This is a genomic window from Asanoa sp. NPDC049573, assembly GCF_040676615.1.
Lineage (GTDB): Bacteria > Actinomycetota > Actinomycetes > Mycobacteriales > Micromonosporaceae > Asanoa.
This window is the reverse complement of the sequence record NZ_JBFAPI010000012.1, coordinates 61,225-78,475: the sequence shown is the minus strand read 5'-3', so window position 1 is coordinate 78,475 and position 17,251 is coordinate 61,225. Positions and strand designations below refer to the sequence as shown.

17 protein-coding genes are annotated in these 17,251 nt (G+C 72.3%); all 17 read left to right on the top strand.

All coding sequences use genetic code 11. The features are described from left to right. The first annotated feature begins 175 nt into the window (after window positions 1-175). Window positions 176-766 carry a bifunctional pyr operon transcriptional regulator/uracil phosphoribosyltransferase PyrR gene (gene pyrR / locus AB0J74_RS25035; RefSeq protein ID WP_363451905.1) on the top strand — a complete coding sequence of 197 codons (591 nt, stop codon included), beginning with the start codon at window positions 176-178 and terminating at the stop codon, window positions 764-766. Beyond that, entirely contained in the window at window positions 763-1,683 is a 921-nt protein-coding gene (locus AB0J74_RS25030; protein ID WP_363451903.1) for an aspartate carbamoyltransferase catalytic subunit, read from the top strand. Before pyrR ends, AB0J74_RS25030 begins: the two co-directional genes overlap by 4 nt. Then, window positions 1,680-2,960, top strand: coding sequence for a dihydroorotase (locus tag AB0J74_RS25025; RefSeq protein WP_363451901.1), 1,281 nt, complete (start codon window positions 1,680-1,682; stop codon window positions 2,958-2,960). The genes AB0J74_RS25030 and AB0J74_RS25025 overlap by 4 nt, the downstream gene beginning before the upstream one ends. Next, the gene (gene carA, locus AB0J74_RS25020; RefSeq protein ID WP_363451899.1) at window positions 2,957-4,075 is read left to right on the top strand and encodes a glutamine-hydrolyzing carbamoyl-phosphate synthase small subunit; all 1,119 of its coding nucleotides are present in this window, start codon (window positions 2,957-2,959) and stop codon (window positions 4,073-4,075) included. Before AB0J74_RS25025 ends, carA begins: the two co-directional genes overlap by 4 nt. Next, the gene (gene carB / locus AB0J74_RS25015) at window positions 4,068-7,424 is read left to right on the top strand and encodes a carbamoyl-phosphate synthase large subunit (protein WP_363451897.1); all 3,357 of its coding nucleotides are present in this window, start codon (window positions 4,068-4,070) and stop codon (window positions 7,422-7,424) included. The genes carA and carB overlap by 8 nt, the downstream gene beginning before the upstream one ends. Beyond that, window positions 7,414-8,442: a quinone-dependent dihydroorotate dehydrogenase gene (locus AB0J74_RS25010; RefSeq protein WP_363451895.1), complete on the top strand. Its 1,029-nt coding sequence runs from the start codon at window positions 7,414-7,416 to the stop codon at window positions 8,440-8,442. The genes carB and AB0J74_RS25010 overlap by 11 nt, the downstream gene beginning before the upstream one ends. Further along, window positions 8,439-9,284 carry an orotidine-5'-phosphate decarboxylase gene (gene pyrF, locus AB0J74_RS25005; RefSeq protein ID WP_363451893.1) on the top strand — a complete coding sequence of 282 codons (846 nt, stop codon included), beginning with the start codon at window positions 8,439-8,441 and terminating at the stop codon, window positions 9,282-9,284. Before AB0J74_RS25010 ends, pyrF begins: the two co-directional genes overlap by 4 nt. A 168-nt stretch (window positions 9,285-9,452) precedes the next feature. Further along, a complete protein-coding gene (gene mihF / locus AB0J74_RS25000) occupies window positions 9,453-9,770 on the top strand; it encodes an integration host factor, actinobacterial type (protein WP_116070005.1) in 318 nt (105 codons plus the stop codon). A 25-nt stretch (window positions 9,771-9,795) separates the two neighbouring features. Continuing rightward, the gene (locus tag AB0J74_RS24995) at window positions 9,796-10,323 is read left to right on the top strand and encodes a guanylate kinase (protein ID WP_363451891.1); all 528 of its coding nucleotides are present in this window, start codon (window positions 9,796-9,798) and stop codon (window positions 10,321-10,323) included. 21 nt (window positions 10,324-10,344) lie between these two features. After that, a complete protein-coding gene (gene rpoZ / locus AB0J74_RS24990) occupies window positions 10,345-10,611 on the top strand; it encodes a DNA-directed RNA polymerase subunit omega (protein ID WP_089255590.1) in 267 nt (88 codons plus the stop codon). A gap of 3 nt (window positions 10,612-10,614) precedes the next feature. Then, window positions 10,615-11,832: a bifunctional phosphopantothenoylcysteine decarboxylase/phosphopantothenate--cysteine ligase CoaBC gene (gene coaBC / locus AB0J74_RS24985; RefSeq protein WP_363451888.1), complete on the top strand. Its 1,218-nt coding sequence runs from the start codon at window positions 10,615-10,617 to the stop codon at window positions 11,830-11,832. A 71-nt stretch (window positions 11,833-11,903) separates the two neighbouring features. Beyond that, the gene (gene metK / locus AB0J74_RS24980; RefSeq protein ID WP_363451886.1) at window positions 11,904-13,100 is read left to right on the top strand and encodes a methionine adenosyltransferase; all 1,197 of its coding nucleotides are present in this window, start codon (window positions 11,904-11,906) and stop codon (window positions 13,098-13,100) included. Window positions 13,101-13,269: 169 nt separating this feature from the next. Continuing rightward, on the top strand, window positions 13,270-14,196 hold the full coding sequence (locus tag AB0J74_RS24975) for an NAD-dependent epimerase/dehydratase family protein (protein WP_363451884.1): 927 nt from the start codon (window positions 13,270-13,272) through the stop codon (window positions 14,194-14,196). Between the two features lie 90 nt (window positions 14,197-14,286). Further along, the gene (locus AB0J74_RS24970) at window positions 14,287-14,727 is read left to right on the top strand and encodes a hypothetical protein (protein WP_363451882.1); all 441 of its coding nucleotides are present in this window, start codon (window positions 14,287-14,289) and stop codon (window positions 14,725-14,727) included. Between the two features lie 38 nt (window positions 14,728-14,765). Beyond that, window positions 14,766-14,987, top strand: a complete 222-nt coding sequence (locus AB0J74_RS24965; RefSeq protein WP_363451880.1) for a hypothetical protein — start codon at window positions 14,766-14,768, stop codon at window positions 14,985-14,987. Next, a complete protein-coding gene (locus AB0J74_RS24960; RefSeq protein WP_363451878.1) occupies window positions 14,984-15,217 on the top strand; it encodes a hypothetical protein in 234 nt (77 codons plus the stop codon). The genes AB0J74_RS24965 and AB0J74_RS24960 overlap by 4 nt, the downstream gene beginning before the upstream one ends. 114 nt (window positions 15,218-15,331) lie before the next feature. Next, window positions 15,332-17,245, top strand: coding sequence for a primosomal protein N' (locus AB0J74_RS24955; protein WP_363452230.1), 1,914 nt, complete (start codon window positions 15,332-15,334; stop codon window positions 17,243-17,245). Window positions 17,246-17,251 lie beyond the last annotated feature (6 nt).

Genomic DNA, 17,251 nt, shown 5'->3' with positions numbered 1-17,251 from the left:
GGGATGACTGTCTTCTCTTGTCCGAATTTTCGTGCACCATGCATCAACGACTCGCGCCGGTGTTACGCACGGCACGCTGCGCATACCCCGGCAGTCTGCGCTGGTAACGTGATCGACGGTTCGCCGAAGACATCCTTTAACGACCCGTCCAGTGAGGCGGGGAAGGAGGTCCGCCGTGGCCTATCCCAAGGCCGCCCCATCCTCGACGACGTCCGGTTCGCCACCGTCTGTGAAGGTCATCCTCACTGAGACGGATCTGCAGCGGGTCGTCGACCGGATCGCACACCAGATCCTCGAAAAGACCGACGGTGCCGACGGCACCGTCCTGCTCGGCATCCCGACCCGGGGTGTGCCGCTGGCGCACCGGCTGGCCACCCGGATCGCCGCCTTCGAGGGCGTCGACGTCCCGGTCGGTGTGCTCGATGTCACTCTCTACCGCGACGACCTCCGGCTGCGCGCCACCCGCGCGCTCGGCCCGACCGACATGCCGCCCGGCGGCATCGACGGCCGGCGGGTGATCCTCGTCGACGACGTGCTCTTCTCCGGCCGCACCGTGCGCGCCGCCCTCGACGCCCTCTCCGACCTCGGCCGGCCCAGTTCGGTGCAGCTCGCGGTGATCGTCGACCGGGGCCACCGCGAGTTGCCGATCCGCGCCGACTACGTGGGCAAGAACATCCCCACCGCGCGCACCGAGAGCGTCAAGGTCACGCTGGCCGAGACCGACGGCAGCGACGAGGTCAAGCTGATCGGCGAGGAGCCCTCATGATCAAGCACCTGTTGTCGGCCGCCGACCTCGACAGCCAGCAGGCGATCCTGGTGCTGGACACCGCCGCCGAGCTGGCCGCCGTCTCCGGCCGCGAGGTCAAGAAGCTGCCCACGCTGCGGGGTCGCACGGTCGTCAACCTCTTCTACGAAGACTCGACCCGCACCCGCATCTCCTTCGAGGCGGCGGCCAAGCGGCTCTCCGCCGACGTCATCAACTTCTCGGCCAAGGGCTCCAGCGTCTCCAAGGGCGAGAGCCTCAAGGACACGGCGCTGACCCTGCAGGCGATGGGCGCCGACGCCGTGGTCGTCCGGCACCCGGCCTCCGGTGCCCCACACCGGCTGGCGAGTTGGGTGGGCGGCTCCGTGGTCAACGCCGGCGACGGCACGCACGAGCACCCGACCCAGGCGTTGCTCGACGCCTACACGATGCGTTCCCGGCTCGGCCGGATCGCCGGCCTGCACGTGGCGATCGTCGGCGACGTGCTGCACAGCCGGGTCGCCCGCTCCAACGTGCTGCTGCTCACCGCGCTCGGGGCGAAGGTGACCGTGGTCGGCCCGCCGACGCTCATCCCGGTCGACGTCGCCCCGGCGCTCTCGCCCGACCTGCGGGTCTCCTACGACCTCGACGCGGTGCTGCCCGAGGTCGACGTGGTGATGATGCTGCGGGTCCAGCGCGAGCGGATGAACGACTCCTTCTTCCCGTCGACCCGGGAGTACGCCCGCCGCTACGGGCTGGACGCCCAGCGGATGCGCCGGCTGCCCGAGCACGCGATCGTCATGCACCCCGGTCCGATGGTCCGCGGCATGGAGATCACCCCGGAGGTGGCCGACTCGGCCCGCTCCACGATCGTCGAACAGGTCGCCAACGGCGTCTCGGTCCGGATGGCCGTCCTCTACCTGCTCCTGGGGGGCAAATGAGCACCACGTACCTGGTCAAGGGGGTCAGCGTCGCCGGCGCCGAGCCGACCGACCTGCTGGTCCGCGACGGCGTCGTCGCGCAGGCCGGAAAGAGCCTGTCGGCGCCCGGTGCCGAGGTCGTCGACGGCGCCGGCCTGGTGGCCCTGCCGGGCCTGGTCGACCTGCACACCCACCTGCGCGAGCCCGGCCGCGAAGACGCCGAGACCGTCGAGTCGGGCTCGCGCGCCGCGGCCCTGGGCGGCTACACCGCGGTCTGCGCGATGGCCAACACCTCGCCGGTGGCCGACACCGCCGGCGTGGTCGAGCAGGTCTGGCGGCTCGGCCGCGAGGCGGGCCTGGTCGACGTGCAGCCGATCGGTGCGGTGACGGTCGGCCTGGCCGGCCAGCACCTCGCCGAACTCGGCGCGATGGCGACCTCCGCGGCCAGCGTGCGGATCTTCTCCGACGACGGGCACTGCGTCTCCGACCCCCGGCTGATGCGCCGCGCCCTGGAATACGTCAAGGCGTTCGACGGCGTGATCGCCCAGCACGCCGAGGAACCCCGGCTGACCGAGGGCGCCCAGATGCACGAGGGCGAGGTCTCCGCGCGGCTCGGCCTGACCGGCTGGCCGGCGGTCGCCGAAGAGGCGATCATCGCCCGCGACGCCCTGCTGGCCGGCCACGTCGGCGCCCGCCTGCACGTGTGCCACGTGAGCACCGCCGGCTCGGTCGACGTGATCCGGCAGGCCAAGGCGGCCGGCGTCCGGGTGACCGCCGAGGTCACGCCGCACCACCTGCTGCTGACCGACGAGCGGGCCAGCTCGTACGACCCGGTGTTCAAGGTCAACCCACCGCTGCGCACCCAGGCCGACGTCGCGGCGCTGCGTAAGGGGCTGGCCGAGGGCGTCATCGACATCGTCGCGACCGACCACGCGCCGCACGCCGTCGAAGACAAGGAATGCGAATGGGGCTACGCCCGGCCGGGGATGCTCGGTCTGGAGACTGCCCTGTCCGTGGTGCTCGACGTGCTCGGCCCGGACTGGCCGCTGATCGCCGACCGGATGTCGCTGGCACCGGCCCGGATCGCCGGGCTGGCCGACCACGGCCACCTGCCGGCGGCCGGGGCGCCGGCGACGTTCACGCTGGTCGACCCGGCGGCGCGCCGGGAGGTCGACCCCTCGGCGTCGGCGTCCCGGTCACGCAACACCCCGTACGCGGGAATGACCCTGCCGGGTCGGATCGTCGCGACGTTCCTGCGCGGCGAGCCGACGGTGCTGGACGGAAAGGCAGTCAAATGAGGCGCCCGGCGCTGCTCGTCCTGGAAGATGGCCGGGCATTCCACGGTGAGTCCTACGGCAGCGTGGGCGAGACCTTCGGCGAGGCGGTGTTCACCACCGCGATGACCGGCTACCAGGAGACGCTCACCGACCCGTCCTACCACCGCCAGGTCGTGGTGCAGACCGCGCCGCACATCGGCAACACCGGGGTCAACGACGACGACGACGAGTCGGCGAAGATCTGGGTCGCCGGCTACGTGGTGCGCGACCCGGCCCGGCTGGCCTCCAACTGGCGGCGCACCGGCGACCTGGAGGACCGGCTGGCGGCCGAGGGTGTGGTCGGCATCGCCGGCGTCGACACCCGGGCGCTGACCCGGCACCTGCGTGACCGCGGCGCCATGCGGGTCGGCGTCTCCAGCGTCACCGACGACCCGGAAGCGCTGCTGCGCAAGGTGCGCGAGGCACCCGAGATGGTGGGCGCCGACCTGTCGGCCCAGGTGACCACGGCCGAGCCCTACACGGTGAACGCTGTTGGCACTCATGAGTTCACCGTCGCGGCGGTCGACCTCGGCATCAAGCGCAACGTCGCCCGGCGGCTGGCCGCCCGCGGCGTGACCACCCACGTGATGCCGGCCGGCTCCTCGATCGACGACCTGCTGGCGACCGGTGCCGACGCCGTGTTCCTCTCACCCGGCCCGGGCGACCCGGCCACCGCGGACGGCGCGGTCGAGTTGGCCCGCGAGGTGATGCGCCGCCAGATCCCGCTGTTCGGCATCTGCTTCGGTTCCCAGATCCTCGGCCGGGCCCTGGGCTTCGGCACCTACAAGCTGGCCTTCGGTCACCGGGGCAGCAACCAGCCCGTGCTCGACCGCACCACCGGCAAGGTCGAGGTGACCGCCCACAACCACGGGTTCGCCGTCGACGCGCCCCTGGAGGGCTCGGTGGCGACCGACTTCGGCGACGTCGCGGTGTCGCACGTCTGCCTCAACGACAACGTGGTGGAAGGGCTGCGCGCACACGACGTGCCGGCCTTCACCGTCCAGTACCACCCGGAAGCGGCCGCCGGTCCGCACGACGCCGATTACCTCTTTGATCGGTTCCGGGAGCTCATCGCGGGGGAGAAGGTCAGTGCCTAAGCGCAGCGACTTGTCGCACGTGCTCGTGATCGGTTCGGGGCCGATCGTCATCGGGCAGGCGTGCGAGTTCGACTATTCGGGCACCCAGGCATGCCGGGTGCTGCGGGCCGAGGGCCTGCGCGTCTCGCTGGTGAACTCCAACCCGGCGACCATCATGACCGACCCGGAGTTCGCCGACGCCACCTACATCGAGCCGATCACGCCGGAGTTCCTCGAGCTGGTGATCGCCAAGGAGCGGCCCGACGCGATCCTGCCGACCCTGGGCGGCCAGACCGCGCTCAACGCCGCGGTCGCGCTGCACGAGATGGGCATCCTCGACAAATACGGTGTCGAGCTGATCGGCGCCGACATCGACGCGATCCAGCGCGGCGAGGACCGGCAGAAGTTCAAGGAGATCGTGGCCAAGGCCGGCGCCGAGACGCCGCGCTCCCGGGTCTGCGACTCGATGGACGAGGTCCGCGCCGCCGTCGGCGAGCTGGGCCTGCCGGTGGTCATCCGGCCGTCGTTCACGATGGGCGGCCTCGGCTCCGGCATGGCGCACACGGCCGCGGATCTCGAGCGGATCGCCGGCGCCGGGCTGACCGAGTCGCCGGTGCACGAGGTGCTGATCGAGGAGAGCGTGCTCGGCTGGAAGGAGTACGAGCTCGAGCTGATGCGCGACAAGCACGACAACGTCGTGGTGGTCTGCTCGATCGAGAACCTCGACCCGATGGGCGTGCACACCGGCGACAGCGTGACCGTCGCGCCGGCGATGACGCTGACCGACGTCGAATACCAGAAGCTGCGCGACGTTGGCATCGCGGTGCTCCGCGAGGTCGGCGTCGACACCGGCGGCTGCAACATCCAGTTCGCGATCAACCCCGACGACGGCCGGCTCGTGGTCATCGAGATGAACCCACGCGTCTCGCGCTCGTCGGCGCTGGCGTCGAAGGCGACCGGCTTCCCGATCGCGAAGATCGCCGCCAAGCTGGCCATCGGCTACACGCTCGACGAGATCCCCAACGACATCACCCTGGAGACGCCGGCCGCGTTCGAGCCCGCGCTCGACTACGTGGTGGTGAAGATCCCGCGGTTCGCGTTCGAGAAGTTCCCCGGCGCCGACCCGGAGCTGACCACCACGATGAAGTCGGTCGGCGAGGCGATGAGCCTCGGCCGCAACTTCACCGAGGCGCTCAACAAGGCGATGCGCTCGATGGAGACCGGCAGCGCCGGCTTCTGGACCACCCCGGACCCGGCCGGCGCCACGCTGGCGTCCACTCTGGACGACCTGGCCACGCCGCACGACGGCCGGCTCTACACGGTCGAGCGGGCGCTGCGGCTGGGCGCCACGGTGGCCGAGGTATCGGCCGCGTCGGGCCGGATCGACCCGTGGTTCCTCGACCAGATCGCGTCGCTGGTCGACCTGCGCGCCGAGATCGTCGCGGCGCCGGTGCTCGACCTGGCGCTGCTGCGCCGGGCCAAGCGGGCCGGCCTCTCCGACCGGCAACTCGCGGCCCTGCGCCCCGAGTTCGCCGGCGAGGACGGCGTCCGCCGGCTCCGGCACCGGCTCGGGCTGCGGCCGGTCTACAAGACGGTCGACACCTGCGCGGCCGAGTTCGCCGCCAAGACGCCCTACCACTACTCGTCCTACGACGAGGAGACCGAGGTCGCGCCCTCCGACCGGCCCAAGGTGCTGATCCTGGGCTCCGGGCCCAACCGGATCGGGCAGGGCATCGAGTTCGACTACTCGTGCGTGCACGCGGTTCAGGCACTGCGCAGCGGTGCCGCGTTGGGGACAGCCGAAGGCGCCGGCTACGAGACGGTGATGGTCAACTGCAACCCGGAGACGGTGTCGACCGACTACGACACCGCCGACCGGCTCTACTTCGAGCCGCTGACCTTCGAGGACGTGCTCGAGGTGGTCAACGCCGAGAACGAGTCCGGCAAGGCGGCCGGCGGGCCGGGCGTGATCGGCGTCATCGTGCAACTCGGCGGCCAGACCCCGCTCGGCCTGGCCCAGCGGCTCAAGGACGCGGGCGTGCCGATCGTCGGCACCAGCCCGGAGTCGATCAACCTGGCCGAAGACCGGGGCGCGTTCGGCGCGGTGCTCGGCAAGGCCGGGCTGCGGGCGCCGGCGCACGGCACCGCCACCTCCTACGAGGAGGCCAAGGCGATCGCCGACGAGATCGGCTACCCGGTGCTGGTGCGCCCTTCCTACGTGCTGGGCGGCCGCGGCATGGAGATCGTCTACGACGACCCGACGCTGTCCGCCTACATCAACCGGGCCACCGAGATCTCGCCGGCCCACCCGGTGCTGGTCGACCGCTTCCTCGACGACGCGATCGAGATCGACGTCGACGCGCTCTGCGACGCGACCGGCGAGGTCTACCTCGGCGGCGTGATGGAACACATCGAGGAGGCCGGCATCCACTCCGGCGACTCGGCCTGCGCGTTGCCGCCGATCACGCTGGCCGCCTCGCACATCGCCGAGGTGCGCCGCTACACGGCGCAGATCGCCCGGGGCGTGGGGGTGCGCGGGCTGCTCAACGTCCAGTACGCGCTCAAGGACGACACCCTCTACGTGCTGGAGGCCAACCCGCGCGCGTCGCGTACGGTGCCGTTCGTCTCCAAGGCGACCGCGGTCCCGCTGGCCAAGGCCGCCGCCCGGATCATGTTGGGCGCGACGATCGCCGAGTTGCGCGGCGAGGGCCTGCTGCCGCCCACCGGCGACGGCGGCGACCTGCCGGCCGACGGCCCCACCGCGGTCAAGGAGGCGGTGCTGCCGTTCAAGCGGTTCCGCACCCCGGCCGGTCGGGGGGTCGACTCGCTGCTCGGCCCCGAGATGAAGTCGACCGGCGAGGTGATGGGCATCGACCCCGCCTTCGGCAACGCGTACGCGAAGTCCCAGGCCGCCGCGTACGGCTCACTGCCGACCTCGGGGCGGATCTTCGTCTCGGTCGCCAACCGCGACAAGCGCAGCATGATCTTCCCGATCAAGCGGCTGGCCGACCTCGGCTTCCAGATCGTGGCGACCGTCGGCACCGGCGAGGTGCTGCGCCGGCACGGCATCACCTGCGAGATCATCCGCAAGCACTGGGAAGAGGCCGGCGACGGCCCCGACGCGGTCACCCTGATCCGCAACGGCGAGGTCGCCCTGGTGGTCAACACGCCGCAGGGCTCCGGCGCCTCGGCGCGCTCCGACGGTTACGAGATCCGCAGCGCGGCGGTGACCGCCGACATCCCGTGCATCACCACGGTGCCGGGCGCGGCGGCCGCGGTGATGGGCATCGAGGCGCTGATCCGCGGCGAGATGACCGTCCGCCCGCTGCAGGACCTCCATCTCGCGCTGCGGGGCGGGCGTGCTGTTTGAGCGGGTCGTCCGGCCCGCGCTGTTCCGGATCGGCTCCGGCGACGCCGAGGCCGCGCACGAGTGGACGCTGACGCGGCTGGCGGGCCTCCCGCCGGCCGCGCGGCGGATCATGGCGGCCCGCTACGCGGTGCGTAACCCCCGCACCGTGTTCGGCCTGGAGTTCCCGAACCCGGTCGGGCTCGCGGCGGGCGTCGACAAGAACGGCGTGGCGCTGGCCGCGTGGCCGGCGCTCGGGTTCGGCTTCGTCGAGGTCGGCACCGTGACCGCGCACGCGCAGCCCGGCAACGCGAAGCCCCGGCTGTTCCGGCTGCGCGACAGCGAGGCGATCGTCAACCGGATGGGCTTCAACAACGCGGGCGCGGCGGCCCTCGCCGCCCGCCTGGCGGCAACCGACGCGGGCCGAGCCCGCAACGCGCCGGTCGGCGTGCCGCTGGGCATTTCCCTTGGTAAGTCGAAGGTGACGCCGCTGGCGGACGCCGTCGACGACTATCTGACGTCCTACAAGCTGCTGCGGGACCACGGCGACTACTTCGCGGTCAACGTCTCGTCGCCCAACACGCCCGGGCTGCGGTCGCTGCAGGATCGCGACTCGATCGACGCGTTGCTGGGCGCCCTGGTGGGCGAGAAGCCGATCCTGGTGAAGATCGCCCCGGACCTGTCCGAGGCCGCCATCGCCGAACTCCTGGAGGTCTGCCTGGCCCGCGGTGCGGCCGGCGTGATCGCCACCAACACCACGCTGGGCCGGAGCGGCCTGGCCGCCGCCGACGCCGCCACCGGGGCCGAGGCCGGCGGCCTGTCCGGGCGGCCGCTGACGGACCGGGCCCGCGAGGTGGTGCGGTTCGTGCACACGGAGACCGGCGGACGGCTGCCCGTCGTCGGGGTCGGCGGCATCATGTCGCCCGACGACGCGGCCCGGATGTTCGACGCCGGCGCGAGCCTCGTGCAGGTCTACTCGGGCTTCATCTACCACGGCCCGGCACTCGTCCGGCGGATCGCCGCGCAGAAAGGACAATCATGACAAAAGCCTTCGGTGTACGTCTCCACGAGGCGCTCCGAACCCGTGGCCCGCTCTGTGTCGGCATCGATCCTCATCCAAGTCTGCTGGCGTCCTGGGGACTCCCGGACGACGTCGACGGGCTGGCCCGATTCGCGGAAACGGTCGTCGAGGCCCTCGGCGACCGGGTTGCGGTGGTCAAGCCGCAGTCCGCGTTCTTCGAGCGGCACGGCTCTCAAGGGGTGGCCGTCCTTGAGTCGGTTATCCGACAGTTGCGGGATGCGGGCGCACTCGTGCTCCTCGATGTGAAGCGCGGCGACATCGGCTCGACGGTGGCCGCGTACGCCGCGGCCTATCTCGACCCGGCGAGCCCGCTGCGTGCCGACGCGATCACGGCGAGCCCGTACCTCGGCGTCGGTTCGCTGCGCCCGATGTTCGACGCGGCGCTCGCGCACGATGGCGGAGTGTTCGTTCTGGCGCTCACCTCGAACCCCGAAGGCGCCGCCGTTCAGCGCGCCGTCGGTCCCGGCGGTCGGACTGTCGCGCAGACCGTGATCGACGAGATTTCCCAGCTCAACAAGGGTGTCGAGCCGCTCGGCAGCTTCGGCCTGGTGGTCGGCGCGACGGTCGGCGACACCGGCCACGACCTCTCCCGGGTCAACGGCCCGATCCTCGCGCCGGGCCTGGGCGCCCAGGGCGCCACCGCGTCCGACCTGCGTACCGTCTTCGGCAATGATCTTGATTGGGTGCTTCCGTCCTACTCGCGGGAGATCCTCGCCCGGGGGCCATCGGTGTCCGATTTGCGCAGCGCGGTGGCCGACGCGCTGACCCAGTGCCGCGCCGTTCTGGCCCCTCGAACGAGGTGACACGCGGGATCAAGATTTCGTGATCAACGCGCGCCGACGTTGCCGAAAACCAATCGGGCCGCTAGTTTTCCCGGCGCTGGGAACCACATGCCCCTTTGGTTCACGGCCACCCCACGTTTCACGACCGCGGCGGAAATTCCCGATCGCGGTAGGACCTGAGGAGAACTGGTGCCGCTCCCGTCACTGAGCCCCGAACAGCGCGCGGCAGCGCTGGAAAAGGCAGCGGAGATCCGCAAAGCCCGCGCCGAGCTGAAGGAGCAGCTCAAGCAGGGCAAGACCACCCTTTCCGCCGTGCTCGACCGGGCCGAGGCTGACGACGTCGTCGGCAAGCTGAAGGTCTCGGCCGTCCTGCAGGCGATGCCGGGTATCGGCAAGATCCGGGCTACCCAGATCATGGAGAAGCTCAAGATCGCTGACAGCCGCCGCCTGCGTGGCCTCGGCGACCAGCAGCGCAAGGCGCTCCTTGGAGAGTTCGCCGGCAGCTGACCCGTCCCGCGGGTAGAACGAAGTAGTGACCATGCATGACGAGGCGCGCCCGGCGGCTCGGCTCACGGTCCTGACCGGTCCTTCCGAGGCCGGGCGGGCCGCCGTGATCCGGCTGGTCCGGGCGCGTTCGCCGTGGGTGCGGATGCCCGTGCTGGTCACCACCAGGCGCCGGCGCGACCACGAGGTCGACGGCGTCCACTACACGTTCGTCGACGAGGCCGCCTTCGACCGCATGGTCGACGAGCAGGGTCTGATCGAGTCGGCGGCGATCCGGCACCACCGCTACGGCACCCCCCGCCGTCCCGTGGAGGCCTGGCTCGCCGCCGGCGAGCCCGTGCTGCTGTCCATCGACCCGCGCGGCGCCGAACTGGTCACCCAGGCCGTGCCGGACACCCGGGTGGTGCTGCTGCTGACGCCGGACGATCGCGTTTCGGCCGGCGACGGCATCGCGGCGGCGATCATCAACCATGCCGCCGGGCGGGCGGCCGATGAGCTGGTAGGATTACTCGGTTCGTCATTCCTGACCCCGGCCCGACCGCCGCGTGGCGGTTGAGAACTTTGAGGTTTGTTTTCCGTGGGATCCATCGCCACCAACCCTGAAGGCATCACCAACCCGCCGATCGACGAGCTGCTCGAGAAGACCACGTCGAAATACGCCCTGGTCATCTTCGCGGCCAAGCGCGCCCGCCAGGTCAACGCCTACTACAGCCAGCTCGGCGAGGGCCTGCTCGAATACGTCGGCCCGCTGGTGGAGACCACGCCGCAGGAGAAGCCGCTCTCCATCGCGATGCGAGAGATCAACGCCGGCCTGCTGACGGCCGAGCCGACCGACAACCCCTAGGTCATGACCGCCCGGGTCGTTCTCGGCGTCGGAGGCGGCATCGCCGCCTACAAGGCCGCCGAGCTGCTCCGCCTGTTCACCGAGTCGGGGCACCGGGTGCGGGTGATCCCCACCGCGTCCGCGCTGCGCTTCGTCGGCGCACCGACCTGGGCCGCGCTGTCCCGCGAGCCGGTCGCCGACGACGTGTGGGCCGACGCCCACGAGGTGCCGCACGTGCGCCTCGGCAAAGAGGCCGATCTGGTGGTGGTGGCTCCGGCCACCGCCGACCTGATCGCCAAGGCGGCCCACGGGCTCGCCGACGACCTGCTCACCAACACGCTGCTGACCGCGCGCTGCCCGGTCGTGCTGGCACCGGCGATGCACACCGAGATGTGGGAGCACCCGGCGACCCAGGCCAACGTCGCCCTGCTGCGCTCCCGCGGCGTCCTGGTCATCGAGCCGGCGAGCGGCCGGCTGACGGGCGCCGACACCGGCAAGGGCCGGCTGCCCGACCCGGCCGAGATCTTCGCGATCGCCCGCCGGGCGCTGTCCCGCGGCGGCCCCGCCCCGAGTGACCTCGCCGGCCGCCACGTCGTGGTCACCGCCGGCGGCACCCGCGAGCCGCTCGACCCCGTGCGCTTCCTCGGCAACCGGTCCTCCGGCAAGCAGGGCTACGCGTTCGCCCGCACCGCCGCCGCCCGGGGCGCCCGGGTCACCCTGATCAGCGCCAACCCGACCCTCCCGCCGCCGGCCGGCGTCGACCTCGTCGTGGTCGGCACCACCGAAGAGTTGCGCAAGGCGACCGTCGAGGCGGCCGCCGGCGCCGACGCCGTGGTGATGGCCGCGGCCCCGGCCGACTTCCGCCCGGCGGTCTACGCGTCCGAGAAGATCAAGAAAGTGCCGGGCGAGGGTCCCGCGCCGATCGAGTTGGCCCTCAACCCCGACATCGCCGCCGAACTGGGCGAGCGCAAGCCCGCCGGCCAGGTGCTGGTGGTCTTCGCCGCGGAGACGGTGTCGACCGAGGCCGCGCTGGCCAACGCGCGGCGAAAACTCGTCGGCAAGAAAGCCGACCTGATCGTCGTCAACCAGGTCGGCACCGATAAAGTCTTCGGGTCCGACGCCAACACCGCGACGGTGCTGGGCGCCGACGGCTCGGAGACGGTTTTTCCGCCGCAACCCAAGGAAGACCTGGCCGACGCCGTCTGGGATCTGGTAACAACACGCTTGACGAGTACGTCTTAACCAGGGTGCCGCCGCAGGAGGCTGTCGGCGTGGCGCACTTTGGGGCCGGACCCGAGTTTGTGAGGAGCACCGTGGCACGTCGCCTGTTCACGTCCGAGTCGGTTACGGAGGGCCACCCGGACAAGATCGCTGACCAGATCAGCGATGGCATCCTCGACGCGCTGCTGGCGCAGGACCCGCGCAGCCGGGTCGCGGTCGAGACCCTGATCACGACCGGCCAGGTCCACGTCGCCGGCGAGGTGACGACCCAGGCCTATGCGGACATCCCGACCATCGTCCGCGAGACCATCCTCGGGATCGGCTACGACTCGTCGAAGAAGGGCTTCGACGGCGCGTCCTGCGGCGTGAGCATCTCCATCGGCTCGCAGTCGCCCGACATCGCGCAGGGCGTCGACACCGCGATCGAACTGCGCGACGGCGAGAGCGCGGGCGACGCGCTCGACCGCCAGGGCGCCGGCGACCAGGGCATGATGTTCGGCTTCGCGTGCTCCGAGACGCCCGAGCTGATGCCGCTGCCGATCGCGCTGGCCCACCGGCTGGCCCGTCGCCTGTCGGCGGTGCGCAAGGACGGCACGGTGCCCTACCTGCGGCCCGACGGCAAGACCCAGGTCACCATCGAGTACGACGGCCTGCGCCCCGTCCGCCTCGACACGGTCGTGGTCTCGTCGCAGCACGCCGCCGACATCTCGCTCGAGTCGCTGCTCACCCCCGACGTGCGCGAGCACGTGATCGCGCCCGAGCTCGACAACCTCGGCCTCGACACCGAGGGCTACCGGCTGCTGGTCAACCCGACCGGCCGCTTCGAGATCGGCGGCCCGATGGGCGACGCCGGCCTGACCGGCCGCAAGATCATCGTCGACACCTACGGCGGCTACGCCCGCCACGGCGGCGGTGCGTTCTCCGGCAAGGACCCGTCCAAGGTGGACCGTTCCGCGGCGTACGCGATGCGCTGGGTGGCCAAGAACGTCGTCGCCGCCGGCCTGGCCGAGCGCTGCGAGGCGCAGGTCGCCTACGCGATCGGCAAGGCCCACCCGGTGAGCCTGTTCGTCGAGACCTTCGGCACCGAGAACGTGTCGGTCGACCGGATCGAGAAGGCCATCGGCGAGGTCTTCGACCTGCGCCCGGCCGCCATCATCCGCGACCTCGACCTGCTCCGCCCGATCTACCAGCAGACCGCCGCCTACGGCCACTTCGGCCGCGAGCTGCCGGACCTGACCTGGGAGAACACCGACCGCGCGGCCGACCTGAAGAACGCCGCCGGCCTCTGAGCCGGTCCTGACGCTCGAGCGGGTCCACTACGGTGGGCCCGCTTTCGCGTATGCTGCGTCGGCCAGCAGGCACCGAGTTGATCCGGGGTGGGGTTATGCATCGCGCACAGCCTCTTTTCGCATGCCCCGAATCGACTTTGACTTACTGCCTGCAAAGGACATCCCTGACATGCACGTGTTGGTTTTGGGCGGCACCCGCTTCGTCGGTCGTGCCGTCACTGACCAGGCGCTCGCCGCGGGCGCCGAGGTAACCCTCTTCAACCGGGGCCAGACCGCCCCGGAGCTCTATCCCGACCTGGAAACCGTGGTGGGCGACCGCACGGTCGACCTGTCGGCCCTCGCGGGCCGGCGGTTCGATCTGGTGGTCGACTGCGCCGGCTACTTCCCGGACGTGGTCGCCCGGTCGGCGTCGGCGCTGCGGGACGCCGTCGACCGCTACGTCTTCGTCTCGTCGGTATCCGTCTACGCCGACCAGAGCGTCCCGCCGCACGAGGGCGCCGCGCTGCTCCGCGACGACTCCTACGGCGGCCGCAAGGCGGCCTGCGAGCGGGTCGTTCTCGACCACTACGGCGACCGCGCGCTGGTCGGCCGGCCGGGCCTGATCGTCGGGCCGCACGACCAGACCGAGCGGTTCTCCTACTGGCCGCGCCGGTTCACCCGGAGCGGGCCGATCCTGGCGCCGGGCGACCCGACCGACCCGATGCAGTGGATCGACGTCCGCGACCTGGCCGCGTTCCTGGTCGGCGCCACGCCGTCCGGCGTGTTCAACGTGGTCGCACCGCCGGTGCCGATGGCCGACCTGCTCGACGCGTGCGCCGCGGCGGCCGGCTCGGACCAGGAGGTCGTCTGGATGTCCACGGCGGAACTGCTCGCCGCGGGCGTCGACCCGTGGATGGGCGTACCACTCTGGATCGGTGATCCGCAGTGGAGCGCGGCCAACCTGGTCGACGGCAGCCGCGCCCGCGCGGCCGGCCTGACCACCCGCCCGGTCGGCGAGACCGTCGCCGACGTGTTGGCCTGGGACACCGGGCGCGGCGGGCCGGTCGAGGAGCCACTGTCAACGGACGACGAGAAACGGCTGCTCGCCGCGCACTGACCGGCAGGGCGGGCCCGTTCGCGCGGGCCCGCCCCGTTCGGCGTCGCACCATGATGCGACGATGCCGTTCCATCGACGGCGGGAGTGGTGATGGCGCGGGCTCGGGGTCACGGCTGGCCGTGGCTGGTCGTCTACGGGTTGCTGCTCGTCGGGGGCCCGGCGCTCGCCGTGGTCAGCGCCGTCGACCTGCACGCCGACCGGGGCAAGAGAGATCGCCTGCTGGTCGTGGGCGTGCCGGTCACGGCCACGGTGACCGACCGCGACCGGGGCAGCAGCGCCAGCCGCGACCGCACGACGGTGACCTACCAGGTTGACGGCCGCACCTTCACCGCCACGGTCCGGGGCCTGGCCTCCGAACCGACGATGACCCTGCGCGTCGACCCGGCCGACCCGGCCGCGTTCCTGTCCGACCTCGGCAGCGTCGACGGTTCCACGAGCGGCCCCAACGGCGTGGCCAGCGTGGTGTGGGGCGTGGTGCTGACCGCCCTCGGCTTTGTGGGCTTCGTCGCGCACCGCCGGTCCAGGCGTTGATCCGTTTGTCGATCTCGCGACGAGGGGTATCCGATGTCATGCGTACGCCTCGCGCACGGACGGTCCTGCGGCTCGCGCTCGGCTGGTTCCTTCTCGGCTGGCCGTTCGACACGCTGCTGCGGCTGGCGCTCACCGACGATTCCACGCGGGCCGCGATCCTCTGGGCGCTGTTGACGGCGGCGGTCGGCTTCGCCATCACGTTGGTGTCAGACATCTTCCCGATTCGGCCTGCCCACCGACCGAAAGAGGATTACCGGTGAGGCGTCCGCCGTCGACCAGCCCGCCGGAGGCCCGGTGGCGGCGGTTCCTGCTCATGTGGGCCGTGGTGATGGGCGCCGGCGCGGTCTTCTTCCTGGGTATTCCCCTCTGGGGCGGCGGGTTCGATGGATGGCGTTTCGCCCAGGGTCTGTTCGCTGCCGTGATGGCCGTTGTCGCGGTATGGCTCTACCGCCGGACCAGGGCCGAGAAGGACGCCGACGATACGGCGTGACGAAGGCGCGCCCGCGCCCGGCGGGTCGCGGCCGCCGCGGAGGAAGATGGTGCGGTGGCGAACCGAAGCACCCGCGCCGAGCGGCAGCCCGCAGCCGAGCTGCCGGTGGCCCGCGTGTGCGTCGACGTGCCGTTGCCGCACCTCGACCGACTCTTCGACTACCTCGTGCCGGCCGACCTGCACGAGACCGCGCGGGCCGGCACCCGGGTCAAGGTGCGATTCGCCGGCCAGCTCGTCGACGGCTGGCTGATCGACCGTGCCGCCGAGTCGGCCGTGCCCAAGCTGGCCTACCTTGAGAAGCTCGTCTCACCCGAGCCGGTCCTGACGCCGGAGGTGGCCGGGCTGGCCCGGGCGATCGCCGACCGCTACGCCGGCAGCCTGGCCGACGTGCTCCGGCTCGCCGTGCCGCCCCGGCACGCCCGGGCCGAGCAGGCACCGCCGCCAACGGAGACCGACGACCCGCCGCCACCGCCACCGGCCGGCACCGGCTGGGCCGACTACCAGGCGGGAGAGGGATTCCTGCGAGCCCTGGCCGACGGCAAGAACCCCCGCGCCGTCTGGTCGGCGCTGCCGGGAGAGGACTGGCCGGCCCGGCTCGCCGAGGCCGCCGCCGCCACGCTCGCCGCGGGCAAGGGCGTCGTCGCCGTCGTGCCGGACGCCCGCGACCTCGACCGGCTCGACCGGGCGCTGACCGCCGCGCTCGGCAAGGAGCGGCACGTGACGCTCGCCGCCGGGCTCGGGCCGGCCAAGCGCTACCGCGCGTTCCTGGCCGCCAGCCGGGGCCTGGTCAGGGTGGTCGCCGGCACCCGGGCGGCCGCGTTCGCCCCCGTCAACGACCTCGGGCTCGTGGTGATCTGGGACGACGGCGACGACATGCACGCCGAGCCGCGGGCGCCCTACCCGCACGCCCGGGAGGTGCTGCTCACCCGGGCCCAGCGGGCCGGCGCGGCCGCCCTCGTCGCCGGGCATGCCCGCACCGCCGAGGCGCAGCTCCTGCTGGAGACCGGCTGGGCCCGCGAGGTGGCCGGCGACCGCGCGACCACGCGGCGGCGTACCCCCGTCATCACGCCCACCGGCGACGACCCGCAGCTGGCCCGCGATCCCGGCGCCGCGACCGCGCGGCTGCCCAGCCTGGCCTGGGATGCCGCCCGGGCGGCGCTCAAGGCCGACGCGCCGGTGCTGGTCCAGGTGCCGCGCCGCGGCTACCTGCCGTCGGTCGCGTGCGCCACCTGCCGCACCCCGGCCCGCTGCACCGCCTGCTCCGGGCCGCTCGCGTTGCGCTCCTCGCACGCGGTGCCGGCCTGCCGCTGGTGTGGCCGGGTGGCCGGCGACCACGTCTGCCCGCACTGCGGCGCCCGCGGCCTGCGGGCCTCGGTCACCGGCGCCCGCCGGACCGCCGAAGAGCTCGGCCGGGCGTTCCCGGAGATCCCGGTCCGCACCTCCGGGCGCGACGAGGTGCTCACCGAGGTGCCCGCCGCGGCCGCCGTGGTGGTCGCCACGCCGGGCGCCGAGCCGGTCGCCGAGGGCGGCTACGGCGCGGTGCTGCTGCTCGACACCTGGGCCCTGCTCACCCGGGCCGACCTGCGCTCCGGCGAGGAGGCTTTGCGCCGCTGGATGACCGCCGCCGCGCTGGCCCGGGCCGGCGGCGCCGGCGGCCGGGTGGTGGTGGTGGCCGACGGGAGTGTGCCCGTGGTGCAGGCCCTGCTGCGCTGGGACCCGGGCTGGTACGCCTCCCGCGAGCTGGGCGAACGCCGCGAGCTGCGGTTCCCGCCCGCGGCCCGGATGACCAGCCTGACCGGCACCGCGGAGGCGGTCGCCGACCTGCTCGCCGCCGTCCAGCTCCCGCCGGAGGCCGAGGTGCTCGGCCCGGTGCCCGCAGACCAGGATCAGGAGCGCTATCTCGTACGCGCACCGCGCGGCCGGGCCGCCGACGTGGCCGCCGCCCTGCACGCCGCGGCCGGCATGAGAAGTGCCCGCAAAACCCCCCAAGCCGTGCGTATCCAGGTCGACGCGACGGACCTGTTCTAGACGTCC

Bases quoted from the DNA above. Each gene is read 5' to 3' on its own strand.
- AB0J74_RS25030 (WP_363451903.1), top strand. From the start codon at position 763: ATGATCAAGCACCTGTTGTCGGCCGCCGACCTCGACAGCCAGCAGGCG.
- AB0J74_RS25025 (WP_363451901.1), top strand. From the start codon at position 1,680: ATGAGCACCACGTACCTGGTCAAGGGGGTCAGCGTCGCCGGCGCCGAG.
- carA (WP_363451899.1), top strand. From the start codon at position 2,957: ATGAGGCGCCCGGCGCTGCTCGTCCTGGAAGATGGCCGGGCATTCCAC.
- pyrF (WP_363451893.1), top strand. From the start codon at position 8,439: ATGACAAAAGCCTTCGGTGTACGTCTCCACGAGGCGCTCCGAACCCGT.
- coaBC (WP_363451888.1), top strand. From the start codon at position 10,615: ATGACCGCCCGGGTCGTTCTCGGCGTCGGAGGCGGCATCGCCGCCTAC.
- AB0J74_RS24975 (WP_363451884.1), top strand. From the start codon at position 13,270: ATGCACGTGTTGGTTTTGGGCGGCACCCGCTTCGTCGGTCGTGCCGTC.
- AB0J74_RS24970 (WP_363451882.1), top strand. From the start codon at position 14,287: ATGGCGCGGGCTCGGGGTCACGGCTGGCCGTGGCTGGTCGTCTACGGG.
- AB0J74_RS24965 (WP_363451880.1), top strand. From the start codon at position 14,766: ATGCGTACGCCTCGCGCACGGACGGTCCTGCGGCTCGCGCTCGGCTGG.